The sequence below is a fragment of the Pseudomonas sp. 6D_7.1_Bac1 genome (genome assembly GCF_025465945.1).
Lineage (GTDB): Bacteria > Pseudomonadota > Gammaproteobacteria > Pseudomonadales > Pseudomonadaceae > Aquipseudomonas.
On sequence record NZ_JANLNW010000052.1, the window covers coordinates 1 to 26373 of the forward strand.

Here is a 26373-nt window from a genome sequence, read left to right on the forward strand (position 1 = left end):
GATCATTTGAGGCTGCTTAGTTGTGAGCGTGCAGCGCTTCGTTCAGTTCGATGGCCGATTTGTGGGTTTTGCATTCCACGGCACCGGTCTCCGAATTGCGGCGGAACAGCAGGTCAGGCTGACCGGCCAGTTCACGGGCCTTCACCACTTTGACCAGCTTGTTGTTCTCGTCCAGCAGTGCCACTTTGGTGCCAGCGGTCACGTACAGGCCGGACTCAACGGTGTTGCGGTCGCCCAACGGAATACCGATGCCGGCGTTGGCGCCGATCAGGCAGCCTTCGCCGACCTTGATCACGATGTTGCCGCCACCGGACAGGGTGCCCATGGTCGAGCAACCGCCGCCCAGGTCCGAACCCTTGCCGACGAACACACCAGCAGAGACACGGCCTTCGATCATGCCCGGGCCTTCGGTGCCAGCGTTGAAGTTGACGAAACCTTCGTGCATCACGGTGGTGCCTTCGCCGATGTAGGCTCCTAGACGGATCCGCGCGCTGTCAGCGATACGCACGCCGGTCGGCACGACGTAGTCGGTCATTTTCGGGAACTTGTCGACCGAGAACACTTCCAGCAGCTCGCCGCGCAGACGGGCTTCGAGTTGGTGCTCGGCCAGTTCGTTCAGGTCGATAGCGCCCTGGCTGGTCCAGGCCACGTTCGGCAGCAGCGGGAAGACCCCGGTCAGGTTCAGGCCGTGCGGCTTGACCAGGCGATGGGACAGCAGGTGCAGCTTCAGGTAAGCCTCAGGGGTGGAGCTCAGCGGTGCGTCTTCGGCCAGCAGGGTGGCGACCAGAGGCTTGTGGCTTTCGGCCAGACGGGTCAGCAATGCAGCTTGAGTCGCGTCGACGCCTTTGAGGGCTTCAGCCAGTTGCGAGGCCTGAGCTGTGCTGAAGGCGATGGCCTGATTGCCTTCGGTATAGCTCAGAATCGGGGCAACAGCGGCGACCAGTTCGGCCGACGGCTTGAGGACTGGGGCTGCGTAAAACACTTCCAGCCATGCGCCTTGACGATTCTGGGTACCAACACCAAAGGCCAGGCTGAACAGGGTAGTAGACATGCGATTACCTCTACAAAATTGAACGGGCTGGCTTACTTGAGCGCTGCCGCGTAGATATCTGGCTTGAAGCCAATCAGGGTTCGGTCACCGAGATCGAGCACCGGGCGCTTGATCATCGACGGTTGTGCGAGCATCAGTTCGATCGCTTTCGTCTGGTCGAGATCGGCTTTGCGTTCGTCGTCGAGTTTGCGAAAGGTCGTGCCTGCACGGTTGAGCACCACTTGCCAGCCGTGCTCGTTGCACCATTGGGTCAGGTGTTCACGGTCGATTCCGGCCGTTTTGTAATCATGAAAATCAAAGCTGACAGCGTGTTCATCGAGCCAGGTGCGCGCCTTTTTCATGGTGTCGCAGGCTTTGATGCCGAAAAGGTGCAACGTTTTGCTTGAAGCGGTCAAGGAATTGCCCCCCTTTGGAGGTGCTGGAAATAAGAGGTGACGGATTATGCCATGACCGAGCGGGTTCGGCGTCGGCCACGATCGGGCTTTGCCATATTGTGCAATAGGTTACCCGGCCGGGTGCGACCTTTGTGCAACGGCCAGCCGGTAGCCTAAACGTCTAATGTGGCACTTCGACGGCAGCCTGCTGCCTGATGTACTTGAGCCGTCATCACCCGATGGGTGATGACGTTTGCGGGAGTTCAGGTGAGCTGGATTTGAGCGAGGCAAATCCGGGGCCCGTGAAGTAGCGCCCCAAACAGGCCGGTTCCTGCGAGCAGAAGAAGGCCATGTGCTGGCCGCAAATCCGTCGATGCTTACTTGCGGCGCTGGATGAACGCGCGAATCCGCTCGGCTGCCTCAACACACTCCGCCAGCGGTGCAACCAGCGCCATCCGTACACGCCCGGCCCCGGGATTGACCCCATCGACATCACGGGACAGGTAGGAGCCCGGCACCACGGTCACATGTTCTTCAACAAACAGGTCGCGGCAGAACGCGGCATCATCGCCTTCGACATTCGGCCATAGGTAGAAGCTGCCGTCCGGGCGTTGTACATCGAGTACCGGGCTGAGAATTTCCAGCACGGCGTCGAATTTTTCGCGATACAACGCACGGTTGGCGCGTACGTGAACTTCGTCGTTCCAGGCGGCGACGCTGGCCAGTTGGGTTTGAACCGGCATCGCGCAGCCGTGGTAAGTGCGATAGAGCAGGAAACCCTTGAGGATCTCGGCATCGCCTGCGACGAAGCCCGAACGCAGGCCTGGCAGGTTGGAACGCTTGGACAGGCTGTGGAAGACCACGCAGCGTTTGAAGTCCTTGCGGCCCAGTTCCACGCAGGCGCTGAGCAGGCCGGGCGGTGGCGTCTGCTCGTCGAAGTAGAGTTCGCTGTAGCACTCGTCCGCGGCGATCACGAAGTCGTGTTTGTCGGCCAGGGCGATCAGTTTTTTCAGGGTTTCGACCGGGATCAATGCGCCAGTCGGGTTGCCTGGCGAGCAGAGGAACAGGATCTGGCAGCGTTTCCAGATGTCGTCCGATACCGCGTCAAAGTCCGGGTTGAAGCCGTTTTCATCCAGGCATGGCAGGTAGTGCGGCTTGGCGCCTGCGAGGAACGCTGCGCCTTCATAGATCTGGTAGAACGGGTTCGGGCTGACGATCAATGCGTCGTCGCCGCGATTGACTACGGTCTGAGTGAAGGCGAACAGCGCTTCGCGAGTGCCGTTGACGGGCAGCACGTTGCGCGCCGGGTCGATCCAGCCACTCGGTACGCCAAAACGGCGCTCGCACCAGCCGGCAATGGCTTCACGCAGGGCCGGAATGCCAAGGGTGGTCGGGTACACCGCCATCTGATCCAGATTGCTTGCCAGCGCTTCTGCCACAAAGCTTGGCGAACGGTGCTTCGGCTCGCCGATGGACAGTGCAATCGGGCGCTTGTCAGGGTTTGGCGTCACCGCACCGAGCAGGGCGCGCAGTTTCTCGAACGGGTAAGGCTGGAGCTGGTTCAGAGCGTTGTTCATCGGCACGGGGTCTCGTTCAATGTGGGAGCGAGCCTGCTCGCGATAGCAATAGATCAGTCACTGGCGATGCTGAATGGACTGACGCCATCGCGAGCAGGCTCGCTCCCACAGGGGGGGAGTAGGTTAATTCAAATACTTAGGCGCGACAGTTCGAAAGAGGGTTCGGGGCTGACGCTCAGTTGCTCGACGATCGCATCCTGCAAGCGGCTGCACAACTGCGGGTCGGAGAGCGGGTGGTTGTTTGCGTCGGTGATGAAGAACACGTCTTCGACCCGCTCGCCGAGAGTGGCAATCTTGGCATTCTGCAGCGACAGGTCGAATTCAAGAAAGATCGTTCCAATCCGTGCCAGCAGGCCCGGACGGTCCGGCGCGCTGAGTTCAAGCACCGTCACCTGGCGCTGGGCGTCATTGTGGATCGTCACTTGCGGCGCGAAGGCGAAATGCTTGAGCTGGCGCGGTACCCGGCGCTGGATGATGGTCGGGTAGTCGTCCGGGTTGCGCAGGGCTTCGGTCAGGCCGTCGCGGATTTGCTTGACCCGCGCCGGGTTGTCGCCAATCGAGTCGCCATCGGTGTCGAGCACGATGTAGGTGTCGAGGGTGAACTGGCTGCTGGAGGTGATAACCCGGGCGTCGTGAATGTTCAGGTTGAGCTGGTCCATCGCCGCCACGGTCACGGCGAAGAAGTCGTGCTGGTCCGGCGCATAGATGAAGATCTGCGTGCCACCTTCGAACTCGCGCTGGGTGGTTTCCTTGATCAGTACCAGTGGTCCGCCGCCTGCAGGCTGCTGGAGGATTGCATCGCTGTGCCAGGCCACGTCGCCCGCGGTGTGGCGCAGGAAGTAGTCATCGCCCAATTGCGACCAGAGTTGCTCGACGTCGTCCGGATCGGTGCCGCCGCGCACCAGGATATCCAGGGCTGCGCTCTGGGTCTGGCGGATCTGCTCTTCGCGATCCACCGGGTTCTCCAGGCCACGGCGCAAGGCACGCTTGGTCTCGGTGTAGAGCTGACGCAACAGGCTGGCGCGCCAGGAATTCCACAGCGTCGGGTTGGTGGCATTGATGTCGGAAACAGTCAGCACGTACAGGTAATCGAGGCGGGTTTCGTCACCGACGATCTGTGCGAAGTCGTGGATCACCTGTGGGTCGGACAGGTCCTTGCGCTGGGCGGTGGTCGACATCACCAGGTGGTTCTGCACCAGCCAGACAATCAGCCGGCTGTCCCACACGGGCAGTTGATGCCGCTGGCAGAAGGCTTCGGCGTCGACCGCGCCGATGTCCGAGTGATCGCCATGCCGGCCTTTGCCGATATCGTGGTACAGCCCGGCGAGGTAGATCAGCTCGGGCTTGGGCAGCTTGCCCATGAGCTTGCTGGCCAGCGGGAATTTCTCGGACACCTGGGTGTACTGCAACTTACGCAGGTGTTTGATCAGGTTCAGGGTGTGGGCGTCGACCGTATAGATATGAAACAGGTCGTGCTGCATTTGTCCGACGATAAAACCGAACTCTGGCAGGTAGCGTCCGAGAATGCCGTAACGGTTCATCCGTCGCAGGTTGCGGTGGATGCCGATCTTGCACTTGAACAGTTCGATGAACAGGCTGGTGTTGCGAATGTCGTGGCGGAAATCGTCATCGATCAGGTGCCGGTTTTCCCGCAGCAGACGAATGGTGTCAGCCCGCACGCCTTTGATTTCCGGCTGTTGGGCCATCAGTACAAAGATTTCCAGCATGGCAAACGGCGTGCGCCTGAACACGTTGGTGTTGATCGCCTCGATGTAGCCGTCATGCAACTGGAAGCGCGAGTTGATCGGCTGCGGCGGCGCTTCGTCTTCCGGCGCGAGGATGACCTCCTCGAAGTGCTGGATGATCAGGTCGCTGAGCTGGGCAATGCTCATCACCACCCGGTAGTACTGTTGCATGAAGTTTTCGATGGCGTGTTTGGCGTCTTCGCCTTCAAAACCCAGTAGCCCGGCGATGGAGCGCTGGTGATCGAACAGCAAGCGGTCCTCAGCGCGACCGGCCAGCATGTGCAAGGCGTAGCGCACCTTCCACAGAAACTCCTGGGACGAGGCCAGCAGGGCATTTTCGCTTTCGACCAGGAAGCCTTCGCCCGCCAGGGCGCGAAGGTTCAGCGTGCCGTATTGGCGGCGAGCCACCCACAGAATCGTCTGAATATCCCGTAGGCCGCCAGGCGAACCTTTGACGTTGGGTTCCAGGTTGTATTCGGTGTCGTTGTATTTGTGGTGACGCGCTTTTTGTTCAGCGTGCTTGGCCAGGAAGAATTCCTTGGCCGGCCACATGTGCTCGGTGCTGGTGACATCGAGCATGCGCTGGCGCAGATGCTCGGGGCCCGCAATGGTGCGGCTTTCCATCAGGTTGGTGATGACCGTCAGGTCGGCGCGGGCTTGTTCGGCACATTCGTCCACCGAGCGCACGCTCTGGCCGACTTCCAGGCCGATGTCCCACAGCAGCGTCAGAAAACGCTCAATGGAATCACGGAAAACTTCGTGATCGGCGTTGTCCAGCAGGATCAGCAAATCGATGTCGGAGTAGGGGTGCAACTCGCCGCGACCGTAGCCGCCGACCGCGACCAGCGCGATGTCGGCGTCCTCGCTCCAGTCGAACTGCTCCCAGGCTTTTTGCAGGATGTTATCGACGAACCAGGCGCGATCCTCGATCAGCCGGCGAATATCGCGCCCACTGCGAAAGCGCTCGTCGAGCACCTCACGCGCCTGGCGGATCGCCTTCTTGAAGGCTGCAATCGGGCTTGCCTTCAGGGCCAGTTCAGCCTGGAACTGGCCGCGGTCGAAGAGTTCGGGATCCACCTGCGGCATCGATTGGCTTTCCTTTCTATAGGCTGGGTGCGGAGCTCGTCAGATCAGGCCGAAACGCGAGGGATGGTGTCATCGCTGCGTAGGGTGAAGATCTCGTAACCGGTGGCGGTCACCAGCAGGGTGTGTTCCCATTGGGCGGACAACTTGCGGTCCTTGGTGATCGCGGTCCAGCCGTCGCCCAGCACTTTGGTGTCGGCGCGACCCTGGTTGATCATCGGCTCGATGGTGAAGGTCATGCCTTCCTTGAGTTCCATGCCGGTGCCGGCGCGGCCGTAATGCAGGATTTGCGGTTCTTCGTGAAACACTTTGCCGATGCCGTGGCCGCAGAACTCGCGAACCACCGAGAAGCCGTTCTTTTCAGCGTGCTTCTGGATGACTTCGCCGATATCGCCGAGGCGGCAGCCAGGCTTGACCAGCTCGATGGCCTTGTACATGCATTCCTGGGTGACTTGCGACAGGCGCTCAGCCCAGACCGGCACGTTGCCGACGTGGAACATGCGGCTGGTGTCACCGTGATAGCCATCTTTGATCACGGTGACGTCGATGTTCAGCGTGTCGCCATCTTTAAGCGGCTTCTCGTTCGGGATGCCGTGGCAGACCACGTGATTGATCGAGGTGCAGATCGACTTCGGAAAGCCCTTGTAGTTGAGCGGGGCAGGGATGGCTTTCTGCTCGTTGACGATGTAGTCGTGGCAGATGCGGTCCAGCTCTTCGGTCGTGACGCCCGGCTTGACGTACTCGGCAATCATTTCCAGCACATCGGCGGCGAGTTTGCCGGCGATGCGCATTTTTGCGATGTCCTCTGGGGTTTTGAGGGTGACGGTCATACAGGCTCTCTCTACGCTCAGTGGCGCTTTCTATACGGAATGGGCTCTGCGTGATGCTGCTCGCAGCCCTGAAAAACGCGATTCTAACAGACGATCACGGCAAATCTGCGCCTCTGTGCATCGCATCTCTCTATAGAATGGCGCATTCTGGGGGGATTCCAAGGGCCGGGACAAAAGCGCTTATCCGGTTTCAAGAATCCGGGTTTCGTTTTCGCCCTCCTTGTGATATAAAATGCGCCGCTTTCCGGGGATACCCTGAAAAGCCTAAATCCACACACGTGTCGACACGATGACCTGGGTGCCTTCAGCTGATGCTGCTGGTTGGTCATTGGGATACGTGGAGGCCAAACCCGACTTATTAAGGAACTATCATGTCCCAAGTCAACATGCGCGATATGCTGAAGGCCGGTGTGCACTTCGGTCACCAAACCCGTTACTGGAACCCGAAAATGGGTAAATACATTTTCGGCGCGCGTAACAAGATCCACATCATCAACCTTGAAAAAACCCTGCCAATGTTCAACGAAGCTCTGACTTTCGTAGAGCGTCTGGCCCAGGGCAAAAACAAGATTCTGTTCGTCGGCACCAAGCGTTCCGCTGGCAAGATCGTTGCTGAAGAAGCAGCACGTTGCGGTTCGCCGTACGTCGATCACCGCTGGTTGGGCGGCATGCTGACCAACTTCAAAACCATCCGTGCTTCCATCAAGCGTCTGCGTGACCTTGAAGTGCAAGCCGAAGACGGTACTTTCGCCAAGCTGACCAAGAAAGAGGCGCTGATGCGCACTCGTGACCTGGAAAAGCTGGATCGTTCCCTGGGTGGTATCAAGGACATGGGCGGTCTGCCTGACGCACTGTTCGTAATCGACGTTGATCACGAGCGCATCGCGATCACCGAAGCCAACAAGCTGGGCATCCCGGTTATCGGCATAGTCGATACCAACAGCAGCCCGGAAGGCGTTGACTACATCATCCCAGGCAACGATGACGCAATCCGCGCTATCCAGCTGTACATGGGTTCGATGGCTGACGCTGTAATCCGTGGTCGCAACCACGTTGCTGGCGGCACCGAGCAGTTCGTTGAAGAAGCTCCGGTAGCAGCAGCTGAGTAATTGACGCCCTGGCGTTGACTCAGTAAGCAAAAAGGGGGCTTGGCCCCCTTTTTGCCACCTCGAAAACCATGTGTTGGCGCCTGTTTTCAGGGTGCCGCTACTGCATTTGTAATGTGCAGCGGCTAACAAGGGTGGTTCGGGAAGAATTGAACGCCCGTTCGATCGGGTGGAATGGTTGATAACCTATCCAAGAGGAATTTTGAAATGGCAGAGATTACTGCAGCGTTGGTCAAAGAACTGCGCGAGCGTACTGGCGAAGGCATGATGGACTGCAAGAAAGCCTTGACCAAGGCTGGCGGCGACATCGAAAAAGCCATTGATGACATGCGTGCTTCGGGCGCCATCAAGGCAGCCAAAAAAGCAGGCAACGTTGCTGCTGAAGGCGCTATCGCTCTGAAGGAAGACGGTAAATCCGCCGTTCTGCTGGAAGTGAACTCGCAGACCGACTTCCTGGCCCTGCAGGACGACTTCAAGGCATTTGTTGCTGCAAGCGTTGAAAAAGCGTTCGCCGACAAGCTGGTAGACGTTGCTCCGCTGATCGAAGCTCAAGAAGCTGATCGCCTGGTACTGGTCGGCAAGGTTGGCGAAAACGTCAACATCCGTCGTCTGGCACGCGTTGAAGGTGACGTTGTCGGTGGTTACCTGCACGGCAACAAGATCGGTGTTGCAGTTGTCCTGAAAGGCGGCAACGTTGAGCTGGCCAAGGACATCGCTATGCACGTAGCGGCCACCAACCCTGAATTCCTGCTGCCATCGGAAGTTTCCGCTGAAGCGGTCGAGCGTGAGAAAGGCGTGTTCCTGACGCTGAACGCTGACAAGATCGCCGGCAAGCCGGAAAACATCGTTGAAAACATGGTCAAAGGCCGTATCAGCAAGTTCCTGGCCGAAGCCAGCCTGGTTGAGCAGGCGTTCGTCAAGAACCCTGAAATCAAGGTCGGCGAGCTGGCCAAGAAAGCCGGTGCTGAAATCGTTTCCTTCACCTACTTCAAAGTAGGCGAAGGCATCGAGAAGCCAGTCGACAACTTTGCTGAAGAAGTTGCTGCCCAACTGGCTGCTGCCAAGTCGTAAGACGGTTTTTTAACTGTCGCCCTGAAGAGGCTGCCCGCTTACGCGCGCAGCCTCTTTTCAGATGGGGAAGCCAATTTATTTGGTTTTCCGTCGGAACTGGCTTACAAAGCCGTGTTCCGATGGCGCTGTGAAAGCGTCACGTTAGAGTGAACGCAGGCTGCAAACAGCCCGCAAAGAATTTTTTAAAATACGCCGCAGGAGAGATTCGCAATGGCTCAGCAGGGCAGTGGTTATCAGGCTCGCTATAAACGCATTCTACTCAAGCTTAGCGGCGAGGCCCTGATGGGCTCCGAAGAGTTCGGGATCGACCCCAAGGTTCTGGATCGCATGGCGCTGGAAGTCGGCCAGTTGGTCGGTATCGGTGTTCAGGTCGGTCTGGTGATCGGTGGTGGTAACCTGTTCCGTGGTGCGGCGCTGAGTGCGGCCGGCATGGATCGGGTGACTGGCGACCACATGGGCATGCTGGCCACTGTGATGAACGCCCTGGCCATGCGTGATGCGCTGGAACGTGCGAATATCTCGGCCATCGTGATGTCGGCTATTTCCATGGTGGGCGTGACCGATCACTACGATCGCCGCAAGGCCATGCGTCACCTGAACGCCAAGGAAGTGGTCATTTTCGCTGCCGGCACTGGCAATCCGTTCTTCACCACGGACTCGGCAGCCTGCCTGCGAGCGATCGAGATCGATGCTGACGTGGTGTTGAAAGCGACCAAGGTTGATGGTGTATACACCGCTGACCCATTCAAAGACCCGCATGCCGAGAAGTTCGATCATCTGACCTACGATGAAGTGCTGGATCGCAAGCTGGGTGTCATGGACCTGACCGCTATTTGCCTGTGCCGCGACCACAAAATGCCGCTGCGCGTATTTAACATGAACAAGCCCGGCGCACTGCTGAACATCGTGCATGGCGGCGCTGAAGGAACCCTGATCGAGGAAGGCGAACAATGATCAACGAAATCAAGAAAGACGCTCAAGAGCGCATGACCAAATCCCTGGAATCGCTGGCGCACGCTTTTGGTCAGATTCGTACAGGCAAGGCGCACCCAAGTATCCTGGGCAGCGTGATGGTGCCTTACTACGGTTCGGATACTCCTTTGAGCAGCGTGGCCAACGTCACCGTGAAGGACTCCCGGACCCTGCAAGTCGTGGCTTTCGAGCGAAACATGCTCGCAGCGGTCGACAAGGCGATCCAGAGTGCTGGTCTGAACCTCAACCCAACGAACCTGGGTGAGTTACTGCTGATATCTATGCCGGCCTTGACCGAGGAGACCCGCAAGGGCTTCACCAAGCAAGCGCGCAGCGCAGCCGAAGATGCTCGTGTCGCGGTGCGTAATATTCGCCGTGATGCACTGGGCGACCTGAAGAAGTTGGTCAAGGATAAGGAAATCAGCGAAGACGAAGAGCGTCGCGCGAGTGCCGATATCGACAAGTTGATCAAAGACTTCGAGGCTCAGATCAATAAGCTCACTGAAGACAAAGAAAAGGACCTGATGGCCGTATAAGGGGTCAGGACGCCTTCATGGAAAAGACCAAGCAGACTGCGCCCTCCGTGGTGCCGCGCCATGTCGCGATCATCATGGACGGTAATAATCGCTGGGCAAAAAAACGTTTCTTGCCCGGTGTTGCCGGGCACAAGGCCGGCGTCGATGCTGTTCGTGCCGTCATTGAGGTGTGCGCTGAGGCCGGGGTTGAAGTGCTGACTCTGTTCGCCTTCTCCAGTGAAAACTGGCAGCGTCCGGCCGATGAAGTCAGCGCCTTGATGGATTTGTTTTTCAAGGCGTTGCGTCGTGAGGCCAAGCGCCTCAACGACAACAACATCACGTTACGTATTATCGGTGACCGTTCGCGCTTTCATCCCGAGCTTCAGGCAGCCATGCGTGAGGCGGAGGCAATGACAGCCGGCACCAATCGTTTTGTTTTGCAGATCGCTGCCAACTATGGCGGCCAGTGGGATATCGCGCAGGCAGCGCAGCGTCTGGCGCGAGAAGTTCAGGCCGGGCATTTGCGTCCGGATGACATCACTCCAGAGTTGCTGCAAACCTGCCTGGCTACCGGTGATCTGCCACTGCCTGACTTGTGCATTCGTACCGGTGGCGAGCATCGCATCAGCAACTTCCTGTTGTGGCAGTTGGCGTACTCCGAGCTGTATTTTTCCGACCTGTTCTGGCCGGACTTCAAACACGAAGCCATGCGTAATGCGCTGGCCGATTTCGCTTCTCGCCAGCGTCGCTTCGGTAAAACGAGTGAGCAGGTCGAGGCTGGAGCCCGGGTTTAATGCTTAAACAACGAATCATCACGGCGTTGATCCTGCTACCGATCGCCTTATGTGGATTTTTTCTGCTCGAAGGTTCCGGTTTTGCACTGTTTATCGGATTGGTCGTGACGCTCGGTGCCTGGGAATGGGCGCGTCTGGCAGGTTTCACCGCGCAACCGATTCGCGTCGCTTATGCGGCGGTGGTAGCCGCGATGCTGTTTGTCATGCACGTGTTGCCAGGGCTTTCGCCTTGGGTGCTGGGGGCTTCCGTGCTCTGGTGGGCGGTGGCGACTTACCTGGTGCTGACTTATCCCAGGACCAGTGAGCATTGGGCCAGCGCGCTCTGCAAGCTGGTGATCGGTCTGCTGATCCTGTTGCCGGCCTGGCAGGGCTTGATCCTGATCAAGCAAGAGCCGCTGGGTAACTGGCTGATCATGGCGGTGATGGTGTTGGTCTGGGGTGCAGACATTGGCGCTTACTTTTCTGGTCGGGCATTCGGCAAGCGCAAGCTTGCTCCGCACGTCAGTCCAGGCAAGAGCTGGGAGGGCGTGTACGGCGGCTTGCTGCTGAGCCTGGTGCTCACCGCCATCGTTGGTTTGGCGCGTGACTGGACAACCGGCGAAATGCTGAAGGGACTGATCGGCGCGGCGATTATCGTGTTTATTTCGGTGGTCGGCGATTTGACCGAAAGCATGTTCAAGCGCCAGTCGGGGATCAAGGACAGCAGCAATCTGCTGCCCGGTCACGGCGGCGTTCTGGATCGTATTGACAGTCTCACCGCGGCGATTCCCGTGTTTGCCGTATTGCTGTGGATGGCGGCACCGTGAGCCGCCCACAACAGATTACTGTCCTGGGTGCGACCGGCTCCATTGGTCTGAGCACCCTCGATGTCATCGCTCGTCATCCTGAGCGCTATCAAGTCTTCGCCTTGAGTGGCTTCTCTCGCCTGAGTGAGCTGCTGGCCTTGTGCGTTCGCCATGTGCCGCGTTTTGCTGTTGTGCCAGAGCCAGCCGCTGCCCGACGCCTGCAAGATGATCTTCGGGCTGCGGGCCTGTCGACACGCGTGCTGGTGGGGGAGGAGGGCTTGTGTCAGGTCGCCTCCGACGCTGAAGTCGACGCGGTGATGGCGGCCATTGTCGGTGCAGCGGGTTTGCGTCCGACGCTGGCAGCAGTTGAGGCGGGCAAGAAAATTCTGCTGGCCAACAAGGAAGCGCTGGTGATGTCCGGCGCTCTGTTCATGCAGGCCGTGCACAAGAGCGGGTCAGTGCTGCTGCCCATCGACAGCGAGCACAACGCAATCTTTCAGTGCATGCCCGCAGATTTTTCCCGTGGGCTTGGCGCAGTTGGTGTTCGACGGATTTTGCTGACAGCCTCTGGCGGTCCGTTCCGGCAGACGTCCATGGCTGAGCTGGCGCATGTTACGCCAGACCAGGCGTGCGCCCATCCTAACTGGTCGATGGGGCGCAAGATTTCGGTCGACTCGGCCAGCATGATGAACAAGGGACTGGAGCTGATCGAAGCCTGTTGGCTGTTTGATGCCAAGCCGTCGCAGGTCGAAGTGGTGATTCATCCGCAAAGCGTGATTCATTCGCTGGTCGACTACGTTGATGGCTCGGTATTGGCGCAGTTGGGCAATCCGGATATGCGGACACCGATCGCCAATGCGCTGGCATGGCCTGAGCGGATCGATTCGGGGGTTGCGCCGCTTGATCTGTTTGCGATCGCGCGCCTGGACTTCCAGGCGCCTGATGAAGAGCGTTTCCCGTGCTTGCGTCTGGCGCGTCAGGCGGCCGAGGCCGGGAACAGTGCTCCGGCGATGCTGAACGCCGCCAATGAGGTGGCTGTTGCGGCCTTTCTCGAAGGACGTGTCCGCTACCTGGAGATCGCGAGTATCATCGAAGAGGTGTTAAACCTCGAGCCTGTGGTTGCGGTCAATGATCTCGATGCGGTTTTCACTGCGGACGCGAAAGCGCGTGTCCTGGCCGAGCGTTGGTTGAATCGTCACGGGCGATAGGTGTTGCGGCGGGTTTACCCGCGGCAGCACTGAATAGGATTGCGGAGAAAGTTGATGAGCGCGCTCTATATGATTGTCGGCACCCTGGTGGCTTTGGGCGTGCTGGTCACCTTCCATGAATTTGGCCATTTCTGGGTTGCGCGTCGCTGTGGCGTCAAGGTTCTGCGTTTCTCTGTGGGCTTCGGCCTGCCGTTGCTGCGCTGGCATGACCGGCGCGGCACCGAGTTTGTGATCGCCGCCATCCCGCTGGGTGGTTACGTGAAGATGCTCGATGAGCGTGAAGGCGAAGTGCCGGCCGATCAGCTTGATCAGGCCTTTAACCGCAAATCCGTTCGTCAGCGCATTGCCATCGTCGCTGCCGGGCCTATCGCCAACTTCCTGTTGGCGTTGGTGTTCTTCTGGGCGCTGGCAATACTGGGCACTGAACAGGTGCGCCCCGTCATCGGTGCCGTTGAAATCGGCAGTCTCGCCGCCAGGGCCGGTTTGAGTCCGGGGCAGGAAATCGTCGCCATCGATGGTGAGCCAACTTCGGGTTGGGCGGCAGTGAATCTGCAACTGGTCCGGCGTCTTGGTGAGAGCGGTTCCCTGCAGTTGCTGGTGCGTGAAGAGGGGTCTACCGCAGATTCACCTCGTGAGTTGATTCTGGATCATTGGCTCAAGGGCGCCGATGAACCGGATCCGATTCGCGCACTGGGTATTCGCCCGTGGCGTCCGGCATTGCCACCTGTGTTGGCTGAGCTCGACCCCAAAGGCCCGGCGCAGGCTGCTGGCCTGAAGACCGGCGACCGTCTGCTGGCACTCGATGGCCAGGCGCTGACCGATTGGCAGCAAGTGGTTGATTGGGTCCGTGTACGTCCTGATACCAAAATTGTGCTGCATATCGAACGAGACGGTGCTCAAATCGACGTCCCCGTCACCTTGGCGACTCGCGGTAAAGCGAAAGCGGCCGGTGGTTATCTGGGAGCCGGGGTGAAGGCTGTCGATTGGCCACCAGCGATGATTCGCGAGGTCAGCTTCGGTCCTGTGGCTGCAATTGGCGAGGGTGCTCGACGCACCTGGACCATGAGTGTGTTGACCCTTGATTCACTAAAGAAAATGTTGTTCGGCGAGCTCTCGGTAAAAAACTTGAGTGGACCGATAACCATTGCTAAAGTGGCGGGCGCTTCTGCCCAGTCGGGCGCCGCTGATTTCCTGAATTTCCTGGCTTATCTGAGTATTAGCCTGGGAGTTTTGAATTTGCTGCCCATTCCTGTACTGGATGGGGGGCATTTATTGTTTTATCTGATCGAGTGGGCGCGTGGTCGTCCCTTGTCGGATCGGGTGCAAGGTTGGGGGATACAGATCGGTATCAGTTTGGTGGTCGGGGTGATGTTGCTTGCTCTGGTCAACGATCTGAGTCGACTGTAACGCTTCGCTGAATTGCGAATCTGCCGCATTTTGCGGCAGTTTGTTTATTGCCAGTTGGAATAAGAAAGGACTTCATGAAACGTCTGCTGCTAACTGCGGTTCTCACCGTATTGATGATCGCCGAAGTTCACGCCGAGTCCTTCACTATCTCCGATATTCGCGTCAATGGCCTCCAGCGGGTATCCGCCGGTAGCGTCTTTGGTGCCTTGCCGTTGAACGTTGGTGAACAGGCGGATGATCGTCGCCTGGTGGAATCCACTCGTGCGCTGTTCAAAACCGGTTTCTTTCAAGATATCCAGCTGGGCCGCGATGGCAATGTCCTGGTCATTACTGTAGTCGAGCGTCCGTCGGTCGCCAGTATCGAGATCGAAGGTAACAAGGCGATCTCCACTGAAGACCTGATGAAAGGCCTCAAACAATCCGGTCTGGCCGAAGGCGAGATCTTCCAGCGTGCAACGCTTGAAGGTGTGCGTAACGAGCTGCAACGCCAGTACGTCGCTCAAGGCCGCTACTCGGCCACCGTCGACACTGAAGTTGTTCCTCAGCCGCGTAACCGCGTTGGCCTGAAGGTCAATATCAATGAAGGCACCGTTGCCGCTATCCAGCACATCAACGTGGTGGGTAACACGGTTTTCCCTGATGAAGACCTGATCGACCTGTTCGAACTCAAGACCACCAACTGGTTGTCGTTCTTCAAGAACGATGACAAGTACGCTCGTGAAAAACTCTCCGGTGACCTGGAGCGTCTGCGTTCCTATTACCTGGACCGTGGCTATATCAACATGGATATCGCTTCGACCCAGGTTTCGATTACACCGGACAAAAAACACGTCTATATCACCGTCAACGTCAACGAAGGTCAGAAGTACAACGTTCGTGACGTGAAGCTCAGCGGTGACCTGAAAGTCCCTGAAGACCAGATCAAGGCGCTGCTGCTGGTGCAAAAAGGTCAGGTGTTCTCGCGCAAGCTGATGACCACGACCTCTGAATTGATCACCCGTCGTCTGGGTAACGAGGGTTATACCTTTGCCAACGTCAACGGTGTACCCACTCCACATGACGATGATCACACGGTCGATATCACCTTTGTGGTCGATCCGGGCAAGCGTGCTTATGTAAACCGTATCAACTTCCGCGGCAACACCAAGTCGGAAGACGAAGTGCTGCGTCGTGAAATGCGTCAGATGGAAGGTGGCTGGGCTTCGACCTACCTGATCGACCAGTCCAAGACCCGTCTGGAGCGTCTGGGCTTCTTCAAGGAAGTCAACGTCGAGACTCCGGCTGTACCGGGTGTCGATGACCAGGTTGACGTGAACTACGCCGTTGAAGAGCAAGCGTCCGGTTCGATTACCGCCAGCGTTGGTTTCGCTCAGAGCGCCGGTTTGATCCTGGGTGGTTCGATTACCCAGAACAACTTCCTGGGTACCGGTAACAAGGTCAGCATCGGCTTGACCCGTAGCCAATACCAGAGCCGTTACAACTTCGGTTATGTTGACCCGTACTGGACTGCCGATGGTGTGAGCCTGGGTTACAACGCTTTCTATCGCACCACTGACTACAAGAACCTTGACGTCAGCGTAGCCAGCTATGCGGTGGACAGCCTGGGTGCAGGCGTCAGCGTCGGTTATCCGATCAGCGAGACTTCGCGTCTGACCTTCGGTCTGACTGCGCAGCAAGACAAGATCAAGACCGGTCAGTACACCGTTGACGAAATTTTTGATTTCGTTAACCGTGAAGGCGACCAGTACCTGAACTTCAAGGCTTCGGCCGGTTGGTCCGAGTCGACACTGAACAAAGGCGTGCTGGCGACCCGTGGTCATTCCCAGAGCTTGACGCTGGAAGCGACTACACCAGGAAGCGACCTGTCTTTCTTCAAGCTCGATTACCGTGGTCAGCTGTTCCAGCCGTTGAGCGACAACTACACCATGCGTCTGCATACAGAGCTGGGCTATGGTGATGGTTACGGTTCGACCTCTGGCCTGCCGTTCTACGAGAACTACTACGCGGGTGGTTTCAACTCGGTTCGTGGCTTCAAGGACAGCACACTGGGTCCTCGCAGTACGCCGAGCCGTGGCGTGAACCCGGGAACTTCCGTCGACCCGGACCAGAATGCACTGCCGTTTGGTGGTAACGTCCTGATTCAAGGTGGCGCAGAAATTCTGTTCCCGCTGCCGTTCGTGAAAGATCAGCGTTCCTTGCGCACTTCGGTATTCTGGGACGTGGGTAACGTCTTCGACTCGACTTGCACGCAGAGCACTAACGCTGATGGTTCGAAGTCCAATACCCAGTGCAACAACATCAGCCTGAGCAATATGGCCAGTTCGGTGGGTGTTGGTGTGACATGGGTTACCGCCCTTGGTCCGTTGAGTTTCGCCCTGGCAATGCCGGTCAAGAAACCGGACAGCAATGCTGAGACCCAGGTGTTCCAATTCTCCCTCGGTCAGACTTTCTGATAGTCGGACCCAAGATAACGACAATGGATTTTGTAGGAGTGCATCGTGCGTAAGTTGACTCAATTGGTTCTCCTGGCAACTGTCCTGGTAGCGACCCCGGCATTTGCCGAAATGAAAATCGCGGTACTGAACTACCAGATGGCTCTGCTGGAGTCTGACGCGGCGAAGAAGTACGCCGTGGATGCCGAGAAGAAGTTCGGCCCGCAGCTGACTAAGCTCAAAACCCTGGAAAGCAGTGCCAAAGGCATCCAGGATCGTCTGGTGAGTGGTGGCGACAAAATGGCCCAGGGCGAGCGTGAGCGTCTTGAGCTCGAGTTCAAGCAAAAGGCCCGTGACTTCCAGTTCCAGTCCAAGGAGTTGAACGAAGCCAAAGCCGTTGCTGACCGTGAAATGCTGAAACAGCTCAAGCCGAAACTGGACAGCGCTGTGGAAGAAGTCATCAAGAAAGGTGCTTATGACCTGGTCTTCGAGCGTGGCGCAGTGATTGATGTCAAACCTCAGTACGACATCACTCGCCAGGTTATCGAGCGCATGAATCAGCTGAAGTAATCCATGACAGCGACTATAAAGCTCGGCCGATTGGCCGAGTTCCTCGGCGCCACCCTACGTGGCGACCCGGAGAAAGAGATTACTGGGCTAGCCACTTTGCAGGAGGCTGGCCCAGCTCAGTTGAGCTTTCTGGCAAATCCCCAATACCGTAAATATCTGGCCGACAGCCAGGCTGCAGCCGTGTTGCTGAAGGCCGCTGACGCAGAAGGTTTTGCCGGTGATGCGCTGGTTGTGCCTGATCCGTATGCGGCGTATGCGCGAGTTTCCCACCTGTTCGATCCTAAACCCAAGGCTGCTGCCGGTATCCATCCGACGGCGGTTGTGGCAGCGGATGCAGTGGTTGATCCAGCAGCGAGCATCGGTGCGTTTGCCGTGATCGAAAGCGCTGCGCGAATTGCCGCAGGCGTGACGGTCGGTGCGCACTGCTTCGTTGGTGCGCGCAGCGAGATCGGTGAGGGCGGCTGGTTGGCCCCGCGTGTGACGCTGTACCACGACGTGCGCGTCGGCAAGCGTGTAGTGATTCAGTCGGGTGCCGTGCTCGGTGGTGAAGGCTTTGGTTTTGCCAACGAGAAAGGCATCTGGCAGAAAATCGCCCAGGTGGGTGGGGTATTGATCGGTGACGATGTGGAGATTGGCGTGAATACCGCTATCGACCGCGGTGCGTTGGCCGACACCATCATCGGCAATGGCGTGAAGCTCGATAACCAGATTCAGATCGCCCATAACGTGCAAGTCGGTGATCACACCGCCATGGCCGCGTGCGTGGGAATTTCCGGCAGCACCAAAATCGGCAAGCACTGCATGCTGGCGGGTGGTGTAGGGCTGGTCGGGCACATTGACATTTGCGACAACGTATTCCTGACCGGAATGACCATGGTGACTCACTCGATTACCGAGCCGGGTTCCTATTCGTCCGGAACGGCCATGCAACCGGCTGCCGAGTGGCGCAAAAGCGCGGCACGTATCCGTCAGCTCGATGACATCGCGCGACGTCTGCGACAGCTGGAAAAGCGTGTTGGGGACGTGACCCCTGACAGCAATGCTTCATCAGATGGCTGATACCATTTCCATATCAAGTGTGCACAGCCGTTAGACTGCCTCCTTGATTTGCTAGAGGAGCGTGCGTCAGTCGCGCGCTCCCAATCTTTACATAGGCTTCCCCCCGAAATGATGGACATCAACGAGATTCGCGAATACCTGCCTCACCGTTACCCGTTCCTGTTGGTGGACCGGGTAGTGGAGCTGGATGTTGAGGGCAAGCGCATTCGCGCCTACAAGAATGTCAGCATCAACGAACCGTTCTTCAACGGTCACTTCCCGGCGCATCCAATCATGCCGGGCGTACTGATCATTGAAGCGATGGCTCAGGCTGCCGGGATCCTTGGTTTCAAAATGCTCGACGTGAAGCCAGCCGATGGCACGCTTTACTACTTCGTCGGCTCCGACAAGCTGCGTTTCCGCCAACCGGTTCTGCCGGGTGATCAGTTGATTCTTGAAGCCAAGTTCCTCAGCTGCAAGCGTCAGATCTGGAAGTTCGAATGCCAGGCTTCGGTCGATGGCAAGCCAGTCTGCTCTGCTGAAATCATCTGTGCGGAACGCAAACTATGAGTTTGATTGACCCTCGCGCAATCATCGATCCGACGGCCATTCTGGCCGACGACGTCGAGGTCGGCCCTTGGTCGATCGTCGGCGCTGGTGTGGAAATCGGCGAGGGGACAGTGATTGGGCCGCATGTGATTCTCAAAGGCCCGACACGTATCGGTAAGCACAACCGCATTTACCAGTTTTCCTCGGTAGGTGAGGACACGCCCGATTTGAAGTACAAGGGTGAAGAAACCCGCCTGGTGATCGGAGACCACAATGTCATCCGTGAAGGCGTGACGATTCACCGTGGCACCGTTCAGGATCGTGCCGAAACGACCCTGGGCGATCACAACCTGATCATGGCCTATGCCCACATCGGCCATGACAGCGTTATCGGCAATCACTGCATCCTGGTCAACAACACAGCGTTGGCCGGTCACGTGCACGTCGAAGATTGGGCGATTCTGTCCGGTTTTACCCTGGTTCATCAGTACTGCCATATAGGCGCGCATAGCTTTTCCGGCATGGGCACGGCCATTGGCAAGGACGTTCCAGCGTATGTCACGGTGTTCGGCAACCCTGCCGAAGCCCGCAGCATGAACTTCGAAGGCATGCGTCGCCGTGGCTTCAGCGAAGATGCGATTCACGCATTACGCCGAGCCTACAAAGTGGTTTATCGCCAGGGGCTGACGGTCGAACAGGCGCTTGCCGAGTTGGCCGAGCCCTCGGAACAGTACCCGGAAGTCGCGTTGTTCCGTGACTCCATCCAGTCTTCGACTCGCGGCATTACTCGTTAATCATGGCCAATCTGCGTATTGCGCTGGTGGCGGGCGAAGCCTCCGGCGATATTCTGGGCGCGGGTCTGATGCGTGCGCTCAAGGCACAGCATCCTGCGGTTGAGTTCATGGGTGTCGGCGGTCCGCTGATGCAGGCTGAAGGCCTGGTCTCTTACTTCCCGATGGAGCGCCTGGCGGTTATGGGGCTGGTCGAGGTGTTGGGTCGATTGCGCGAGCTGCTGGCCCGGCGCAAAAAACTGATCAAGACACTGATCGACGAAAAGCCGGATGTTTTCATCGGCATCGACGCACCGGATTTTACCCTCAATATCGAACTCAAACTGCGTCAGGCCGGGATCAAGACCGTGCATTACGTCAGTCCATCGGTTTGGGCCTGGCGTCAAAAGCGCGTGCTGAAGATTCGCGAAGGCTGCGATCTGATGCTCACGCTGTTCCCGTTTGAAGCAAAGTTCTACGAAGAGAAGGGCGTGCCGGTGCGGTTTGTCGGTCACTCCCTGGCTGATGCGATTCCCCTTGAGGCTGACCGCTCAGCAGCACGCGCCGAACTGGGATTGCCTGAAGGCCCGTTGGTCGCCCTGATGCCGGGCAGCCGCGGTGGTGAAGTCGGGCGCCTGGGGGCCTTGTTCCTCGACACCGCGCAGCGTTTGCGGGCGATGCGCCCCGGCGTACGGTTCGTCATGCCGTGCGCCAGCCCTGAACGCCGTGTGCAGCTCGAAGAACTGCTGGCCAGTCGCGATTTGCCGGTGACTTTGCTTGATGGCCGCTCCCATCAGGCACTGGCTGCCTGCGACGCGGTGTTGATTGCATCGGGGACCGCGACGCTGGAGGCCTTGCTGTACAAGCGGCCGATGGTCGTGGCCTACCGCTTGGCGCCGCTGACGTTCTGGATTCTCAAACGCATGGTGAAAAGCCCTTACATTTCCTTGCCGAACTTGTTGGCCCAGCGACTGTTGGTGCCTGAGTTGCTGCAAGACGATGCGACTCCCGAGGCGTTGGCGCTGACACTGTCGCCGTTGATTGATGGCGGTGAAGAGCAAACCACCGGTTTTGACCAGATCCACCGAACCTTGCGCCGCGATGCCTCGAACCAGGCCGCCGAAGCCGTCCTCAATCTGATCGGCAAACCTCAATGAGTAACGTAAAGATGCAAATGGGCCTGGACTTTACCCTCGTCGCAGATGCCGAAGACCTGGTCGCCGGAGTCGATGAAGTCGGTCGCGGCCCGCTCTGCGGTGCGGTAGTGACGGCGGCGGTGATCCTCGATCCGAACCGGCCGATCCTCGGGCTCAATGACTCGAAGAAGCTCACTGAAGCGCGCCGTGAAAAGCTCTACGACGAAATCTGCGAGAAAGCCCTGAGCTGGTGCATCGCACGTGCCGAAGTCGAAGAAATCGATGAGCTGAATATTCTGCACGCCACCATGCTGGCCATGCAGCGCGCGGTCGAAGGCCTGCACATCACGCCGAAACTGGCGATGATCGATGGTAACCGTTGCCCGAAACTGGCAATGGCTGCCGAAGCCGTGGTCAAGGGCGATAGCAAGGTCCCGGCCATCGCCGCGGCATCGATTCTGGCGAAAGTCAGCCGTGATCGTGAAATGGCGGCGTTCGAATTGATTTACCCGGGTTACGGCATCGGCGGCCACAAAGGCTACCCGACCCCCGTTCATCTGGAAGCCTTGGCCCGACTGGGGCCAACGCCGATTCACCGGCGCTCGTTCGCTCCGGTGCGCCTCGCTTATGAAGCGCGTGAAGGTCTGACTGAGGTTTAGCCGACAGGCTGATGTTTTGCTCAAGGCCCGGTACAATCCGGGCTTTGTCGTTTTCAAGCTTTCCACAGGATCACTATGCCGGCTTCATTCGTTCACCTACGCCTGCACACTGAATATTCCCTGGTCGACGGTCTGGTGCGGATCAAACCGCTGGTCAAGACCCTGGTCGGCATGAACATGCCTGCCGTGGCGGTCACCGACCAGAACAACATGTGTTCCCTGGTCAAGTTCTACAAAAACGCCATGGGCGCCGGGATCAAGCCGATCTGTGGCGCCGACCTGTGGCTGTCGAACAAGGATCCTGAAAACTCGCTGAGCCGGATCAGCTTCCTGGCGATGAACGCCGTCGGCTACCGCAACCTCACCGAGTTGATTTCGCGCGGCTTCATTGACGGCCAGCGCAATGGCCAGATCATCATTGAGCGTGAGTGGGTGGCTGAGGCCAACGAAGGCTTGATCATGCTCTCGGCTGCAAAAGAGGGCGAGATTGGTATCGCCTTGCTCAGTGGCAATCCGGACGAAGCCGAAACCCTGGCCCGTGAATGGATGACGGTGTTCCCGGATCGTTTCTATCTGGAAATCCAGCGTACCAACCGTCCAAACGACGAAGAGCAACTGCACGCCGCCGTGGCCCTGGCCGACAAGATCGGCGCGCCGCTGGTGGCCACCAACGATGTGCGGTTCATCAAGCGTGAAGACTTCGAAGCTCACGAAACCCGCGTGTGCATCGGTGAGGGCCGAGCGCTCGACGATCCACGCCGCTCGAAGAACTACAGCGATCAGCAGTACCTCAAAAGCGCCGAGGAAATGGCCGAGTTATTCAGCGACTTGCCTGAGGCGCTGGAAAATACCGTCGAAATCGCCAAGCGCTGCAATATCGATGTGAAGCTCGGCAAGCACTTCCTGCCCAACTTCCCGATTCCCGATGGCATGACCATCGATGAGTATTTTCGCAAGGTCTCCTTCGATGGCCTGGAAGAGCGCTTGAGCGTTCTGCTGCCCAAGGACACCACCGAAGATTACGACGCCAAGCGTCAGGTCTACGTTGACCGGTTGAATTTCGAGCTGGATATCATCATCCAGATGGGGTTCCCCGGTTACTTCCTGATCGTTATGGACTTTATCCAGTGGGCCAAGAGCAACGGCGTACCGGTAGGTCCTGGCCGTGGGTCGGGTGCCGGGTCGCTGGTGGCCTATGTGCAGAAGATCACCGACCTCGACCCGCTGGAATATGACCTGCTGTTCGAACGTTTCCTTAACCCGGAACGGGTTTCCATGCCCGACTTCGACGTCGACTTCTGCATGGACGGTCGCGACCGGGTGATCGACTACGTGGCCGAGAAGTACGGTCGCAACGCGGTAAGCCAGATTATCACGTTCGGTTCCATGGCCGCCAAGGCCGTGGTCCGTGACGTGGCGCGGGTGCAGGGCAAGTCCTACGGTCTGGCGGATCGTCTGTCGAAGATGATCCCCTTCGAAGTTGGCATGACCCTGGAAAAGGCCTACGAGCAGGAAGAGATCCTCCGTGACTTCATCAAGGTCGATGAAGAAGCCGCAGAAATCTGGGAAATGGCCCGCAAGCTTGAAGGCATTGTGCGTAACGTCGGCAAGCACGCCGGTGGTGTGGTTATCGCGCCGACCAAACTGACTGACTTCTCGCCGATCTATTGCGATGAAGAGGGCGGCGGTCTGGTCACCCAGTTCGACAAGGACGACGTCGAGGCTGCCGGTCTGGTGAAGTTCGACTTCCTGGGTCTTCGAACCCTGACCATCATCGATTGGGCACTGAAAACCATCAACCGCGACCGCGCCAAGGTCGACCAGCCACCGCTGGACATCGCATTCATCCCGCTGGATGACAAGCCGACGTACCAGTTGCTGCAAAAAGCCGAAACCACCGCGGTGTTCCAGCTCGAGTCACGCGGCATGAAAGAGCTGATCAAAAAGCTCAAGCCCGACTGTCTGGAAGACTTGATCGCACTGGTGGCCCTGTTCCGTCCGGGCCCGCTGCAATCGGGCATGGTGGACGACTTCATCAACCGTAAGCACGGTCGCGCCGAACTGGCGTACCCGCATTCGGACTACCAGTACGAGGGCCTCAAGCCGGTACTGGCACCGACTTACGGCATCATCCTGTATCAGGAACAGGTGATGCAGATTGCCCAGGTCATGGCCGGTTACACCCTCGGCGGTGCGGACATGCTGCGCCGAGCCATGGGTAAGAAGAAACCCGAAGAAATGGCCAAGCAGCGCGGCGGTTTCATTGAGGGTTGCGCCACTAACAATATCGACGCGGACCTGGCCGGTAACATCTTCGACCTGGTAGAAAAGTTCGCCGGTTACGGCTTCAACAAATCCCACTCCGCTGCCTACGGCCTGGTGTCGTACCAGACTGCGTGGCTGAAGGCTCACTACCCGGCGCCGTTCATGGCTGCCGTGCTGTCAGCGGATATGCACAACACCGACAAGGTCGTGACCTTGATCGAAGAAGTGCGGACCATGAAGCTGCGCCTCGACGCGCCAGACGTGAACACGTCGGAGTTCAAGTTCACGGTGAACGACGAAGGCCGGATCATTTACGGGTTGGGCGCAATCAAGGGGGTCGGAGAAGGCCCGGTCGAAGCGATTACCGAGGCGCGTCAGGACGGGCCGTTCAAGGATCTGTTCGATTTCTGTGCCCGGGTCGACCTCAAGCGCATCAACAAACGGACCCTCGACGGCTTGATCCGCAGTGGTGCCCTGGACCGTCTTGGCCCGTATTTCCATGATGAGCCGAAAGCCTATCAGGCCAATATCGACCGCAACCGGGCGGTATTGCTGACGGCCATGGAAGAAGCGATCAAGGCTGCTGAACAAACCGCTCGTACCCACGACAGTGGTCATGCCGATCTGTTCGGTGGCCTGTTCGTGGAGGAAGACGCTGATGTCTACGCCAATCACCGCAAGGCCAAGGAGCTGACCCTCAAGGAACGCCTGAAAGGGGAGAAAGATACCCTGGGCCTGTACCTGACCGGTCACCCGATTGACGAATACGAAGGTGAAATCCGCCGCTTTGCCCGTCAACGCATCATCGATTTGAAACCTGCGCGTGATACCCAGACGGTTGCGGGCATGATCATCGCCCTGCGGGTGATGAAGAACAAAAAGGGCGACAAGATGGGTTTCATCACCCTCGACGACCGCTCGGGACGGATCGAGGCGTCGCTGTTTGCCGAGGCGTTCCATTCCGCGCAGTCACTGTTGCAGACCGACGCAATGGTGGTGGTTGAAGGCGAAGTCAGCAATGACGACTTCTCCGGTGGTCTGCGCTTGCGGGTCAAACGGGTGATGAGCATGGAAGATGCACGAACCAACCTGGCCGAAAGCCTGCGCTTGAAGGTTCAGACACAGGATTTGAAAGGTGATCAGTTGCGCTGGCTGGGTGAGTTGTTCAAGCGCCATCGCGGTGCGTGCCCGATTACCATGGAATACACCAGTCCTGACGCCAAGGCCCTGTTGCAGTTTGGCGAAGGCTGGCGAATCGATCCGGCGGACGCCTTGATTCAAGCCCTGCGTGACCAGTTCGGGCGAGACAACGTCTTCCTCCAATACCGTTGACGGTTAGGTGCTGTTCTTTGTCATTATTGAGCGCGCCCTGACCTTGACCCAAATTTTTAATCTCGACCTGAACGCGCCTGTCCCTTAAGGTAGGGCGCGAATAGACAACCGGCCGGCCCAAGCTCTCTTGGACGTCGACCCAAGACGGACGCCTATGAACCCGAATTTTCTTGATTTCGAACAGCCGATCGCCGACCTGCAAGCCAAGATCGAAGAGTTGCGCTTGGTCGGTAATGACAATTCGCTGAATATCGGCGATGAAATCTCCCGCCTGCAAGACAAGAGCAGCACGCTCACCGAAGACATCTTCGGCAAGTTGACCAGCTGGCAGATCGCGCGTCTGGCGCGTCATCCGCGTCGCCCTTACACCCTGGATTACATCGAACACATCTTCACCGAGTTCGATGAGTTGCACGGTGACCGCCACTTCTCCGACGACGCCGCGATTGTCGGCGGTGTTGCCCGTCTGGACGACCAGCCGGTGATGATCATCGGTCACCAGAAAGGCCGTGAAGTGCGCGAGAAGGTTCGCCGCAATTTCGGTATGCCGCGCCCAGAGGGCTACCGCAAAGCCTGCCGCCTGATGGAAATGGCCGAGCGTTTCAAAATGCCGATCCTGACCTTCATCGACACGCCGGGGGCTTACCCTGGTATCGACGCCGAAGAGCGTAACCAGAGCGAAGCCATCGCCTGGAACCTGCGTGTCATGGCGCGCCTGAAAACCCCAATCATCGCCACCGTGATCGGTGAAGGTGGTTCTGGTGGTGCGCTGGCGATCGGCGTTTGCGATCAGCTGAACATGCTGCAGTACTCGACCTATGCGGTGATCTCGCCGGAAGGTTGCGCCTCGATCCTGTGGAAAACCGCCGAGAAAGCACCGGACGCCGCTGAAGCCATGGGCATCACCGCCGAGCGCCTGAAGGGCCTGGGTATCGTTGATAAAGTGATCGGCGAACCATTGGGCGGCGCGCACCGTGATCCAGCGGCTGCTGCGGCTTCGATCCGTGCCGAGCTGAGCTCGCAACTGGCGATGCTGAAGAAGTTCGACAACGACGCGCTGCTGGCACGCCGTTACGAGCGTCTGATGAGCTACGGTCTCTGATC

The 26373-nt window shown here is 58.2% G+C and carries 22 protein-coding genes; 17 read left to right on the forward strand and 5 right to left on the reverse strand.

Annotated features, from left to right (window positions below):
* Positions 1-16 precede the first annotated feature (16 nt).
* From dapD to map, 5 genes are all read right to left on the reverse strand, one after another.
* Positions 17-1051 (reverse strand): 2,3,4,5-tetrahydropyridine-2,6-dicarboxylate N-succinyltransferase, encoded by a 1035-nt coding sequence (gene dapD, locus NTD87_RS13010; protein ID WP_262114359.1) that lies wholly within the window; start codon positions 1049-1051, stop codon positions 17-19.
* A 32-nt stretch (positions 1052-1083) separates the two neighbouring features.
* Positions 1084-1392, reverse strand: a complete 309-nt coding sequence (locus NTD87_RS13015) for an arsenate reductase (protein WP_410017491.1) — start codon at positions 1390-1392, stop codon at positions 1084-1086.
* A 410-nt stretch (positions 1393-1802) separates the two neighbouring features.
* Positions 1803-3002, reverse strand: coding sequence for a succinyldiaminopimelate transaminase (dapC, locus tag NTD87_RS13020; protein ID WP_262114361.1), 1200 nt, complete (start codon positions 3000-3002; stop codon positions 1803-1805).
* 128 nt (positions 3003-3130) lie between these two features.
* Entirely contained in the window at positions 3131-5833 is a 2703-nt protein-coding gene (locus tag NTD87_RS13025) for a [protein-PII] uridylyltransferase (protein ID WP_262114362.1), read from the reverse strand.
* Positions 5834-5877: 44 nt separating this feature from the next.
* Positions 5878-6660 (reverse strand): type I methionyl aminopeptidase, encoded by a 783-nt coding sequence (gene map, locus NTD87_RS13030; protein WP_262114363.1) that lies wholly within the window; start codon positions 6658-6660, stop codon positions 5878-5880.
* A gap of 371 nt (positions 6661-7031) precedes the next feature.
* Between map and rpsB the strand changes: the two genes are divergently transcribed.
* From rpsB to NTD87_RS13115, 17 genes are all read left to right on the forward strand, one after another.
* Complete coding sequence (gene rpsB / locus NTD87_RS13035) at positions 7032-7769, forward strand: 30S ribosomal protein S2 (protein WP_262114364.1); 738 nt, start codon at positions 7032-7034, stop codon at positions 7767-7769.
* Between the two features lie 204 nt (positions 7770-7973).
* Positions 7974-8837, forward strand: a complete 864-nt coding sequence (gene tsf / locus NTD87_RS13040; protein WP_123582393.1) for a translation elongation factor Ts — start codon at positions 7974-7976, stop codon at positions 8835-8837.
* A gap of 210 nt (positions 8838-9047) precedes the next feature.
* Positions 9048-9791 (forward strand): UMP kinase, encoded by a 744-nt coding sequence (gene pyrH / locus NTD87_RS13045; RefSeq protein ID WP_019692086.1) that lies wholly within the window; start codon positions 9048-9050, stop codon positions 9789-9791.
* A complete protein-coding gene (gene frr, locus NTD87_RS13050; protein ID WP_019692087.1) occupies positions 9788-10345 on the forward strand; it encodes a ribosome recycling factor in 558 nt (185 codons plus the stop codon). Before pyrH ends, frr begins: the two co-directional genes overlap by 4 nt.
* A gap of 17 nt (positions 10346-10362) precedes the next feature.
* Positions 10363-11118, forward strand: a complete 756-nt coding sequence (uppS, locus tag NTD87_RS13055; RefSeq protein ID WP_262114365.1) for a polyprenyl diphosphate synthase — start codon at positions 10363-10365, stop codon at positions 11116-11118.
* Complete coding sequence (locus tag NTD87_RS13060) at positions 11118-11924, forward strand: phosphatidate cytidylyltransferase (protein WP_262114366.1); 807 nt, start codon at positions 11118-11120, stop codon at positions 11922-11924. The genes uppS and NTD87_RS13060 overlap by 1 nt, the downstream gene beginning before the upstream one ends.
* The gene (gene ispC, locus NTD87_RS13065; RefSeq protein WP_262114367.1) at positions 11921-13111 is read left to right on the forward strand and encodes a 1-deoxy-D-xylulose-5-phosphate reductoisomerase; all 1191 of its coding nucleotides are present in this window, start codon (positions 11921-11923) and stop codon (positions 13109-13111) included. The genes NTD87_RS13060 and ispC overlap by 4 nt, the downstream gene beginning before the upstream one ends.
* 54 nt (positions 13112-13165) lie before the next feature.
* Positions 13166-14518 carry a sigma E protease regulator RseP gene (gene rseP, locus NTD87_RS13070; protein ID WP_262114368.1) on the forward strand — a complete coding sequence of 451 codons (1353 nt, stop codon included), beginning with the start codon at positions 13166-13168 and terminating at the stop codon, positions 14516-14518.
* Positions 14519-14592: 74 nt separating this feature from the next.
* Complete coding sequence (gene bamA, locus NTD87_RS13075) at positions 14593-16971, forward strand: outer membrane protein assembly factor BamA (RefSeq protein ID WP_262114369.1); 2379 nt, start codon at positions 14593-14595, stop codon at positions 16969-16971.
* Between the two features lie 45 nt (positions 16972-17016).
* Positions 17017-17520, forward strand: coding sequence for an OmpH family outer membrane protein (locus NTD87_RS13080; protein ID WP_071551636.1), 504 nt, complete (start codon positions 17017-17019; stop codon positions 17518-17520).
* Between the two features lie 3 nt (positions 17521-17523).
* Positions 17524-18579, forward strand: a complete 1056-nt coding sequence (gene lpxD, locus NTD87_RS13085) for a UDP-3-O-(3-hydroxymyristoyl)glucosamine N-acyltransferase (RefSeq protein ID WP_262114370.1) — start codon at positions 17524-17526, stop codon at positions 18577-18579.
* A gap of 108 nt (positions 18580-18687) precedes the next feature.
* The gene (fabZ, locus tag NTD87_RS13090) at positions 18688-19128 is read left to right on the forward strand and encodes a 3-hydroxyacyl-ACP dehydratase FabZ (protein WP_128607522.1); all 441 of its coding nucleotides are present in this window, start codon (positions 18688-18690) and stop codon (positions 19126-19128) included.
* Entirely contained in the window at positions 19125-19901 is a 777-nt protein-coding gene (gene lpxA / locus NTD87_RS13095) for an acyl-ACP--UDP-N-acetylglucosamine O-acyltransferase (RefSeq protein ID WP_262114371.1), read from the forward strand. The genes fabZ and lpxA overlap by 4 nt, the downstream gene beginning before the upstream one ends.
* Before the next feature lie 2 nt (positions 19902-19903).
* Positions 19904-21034, forward strand: a complete 1131-nt coding sequence (lpxB, locus tag NTD87_RS13100; RefSeq protein WP_262114372.1) for a lipid-A-disaccharide synthase — start codon at positions 19904-19906, stop codon at positions 21032-21034.
* A gap of 11 nt (positions 21035-21045) precedes the next feature.
* A complete protein-coding gene (gene rnhB / locus NTD87_RS13105) occupies positions 21046-21672 on the forward strand; it encodes a ribonuclease HII (RefSeq protein WP_262114676.1) in 627 nt (208 codons plus the stop codon).
* A gap of 75 nt (positions 21673-21747) precedes the next feature.
* The gene (gene dnaE, locus NTD87_RS13110) at positions 21748-25269 is read left to right on the forward strand and encodes a DNA polymerase III subunit alpha (RefSeq protein ID WP_262114373.1); all 3522 of its coding nucleotides are present in this window, start codon (positions 21748-21750) and stop codon (positions 25267-25269) included.
* A gap of 154 nt (positions 25270-25423) precedes the next feature.
* On the forward strand, positions 25424-26371 hold the full coding sequence (locus NTD87_RS13115) for an acetyl-CoA carboxylase carboxyltransferase subunit alpha (protein WP_123428486.1): 948 nt from the start codon (positions 25424-25426) through the stop codon (positions 26369-26371).
* The last annotated feature ends 2 nt before the right edge of the window (positions 26372-26373 follow it).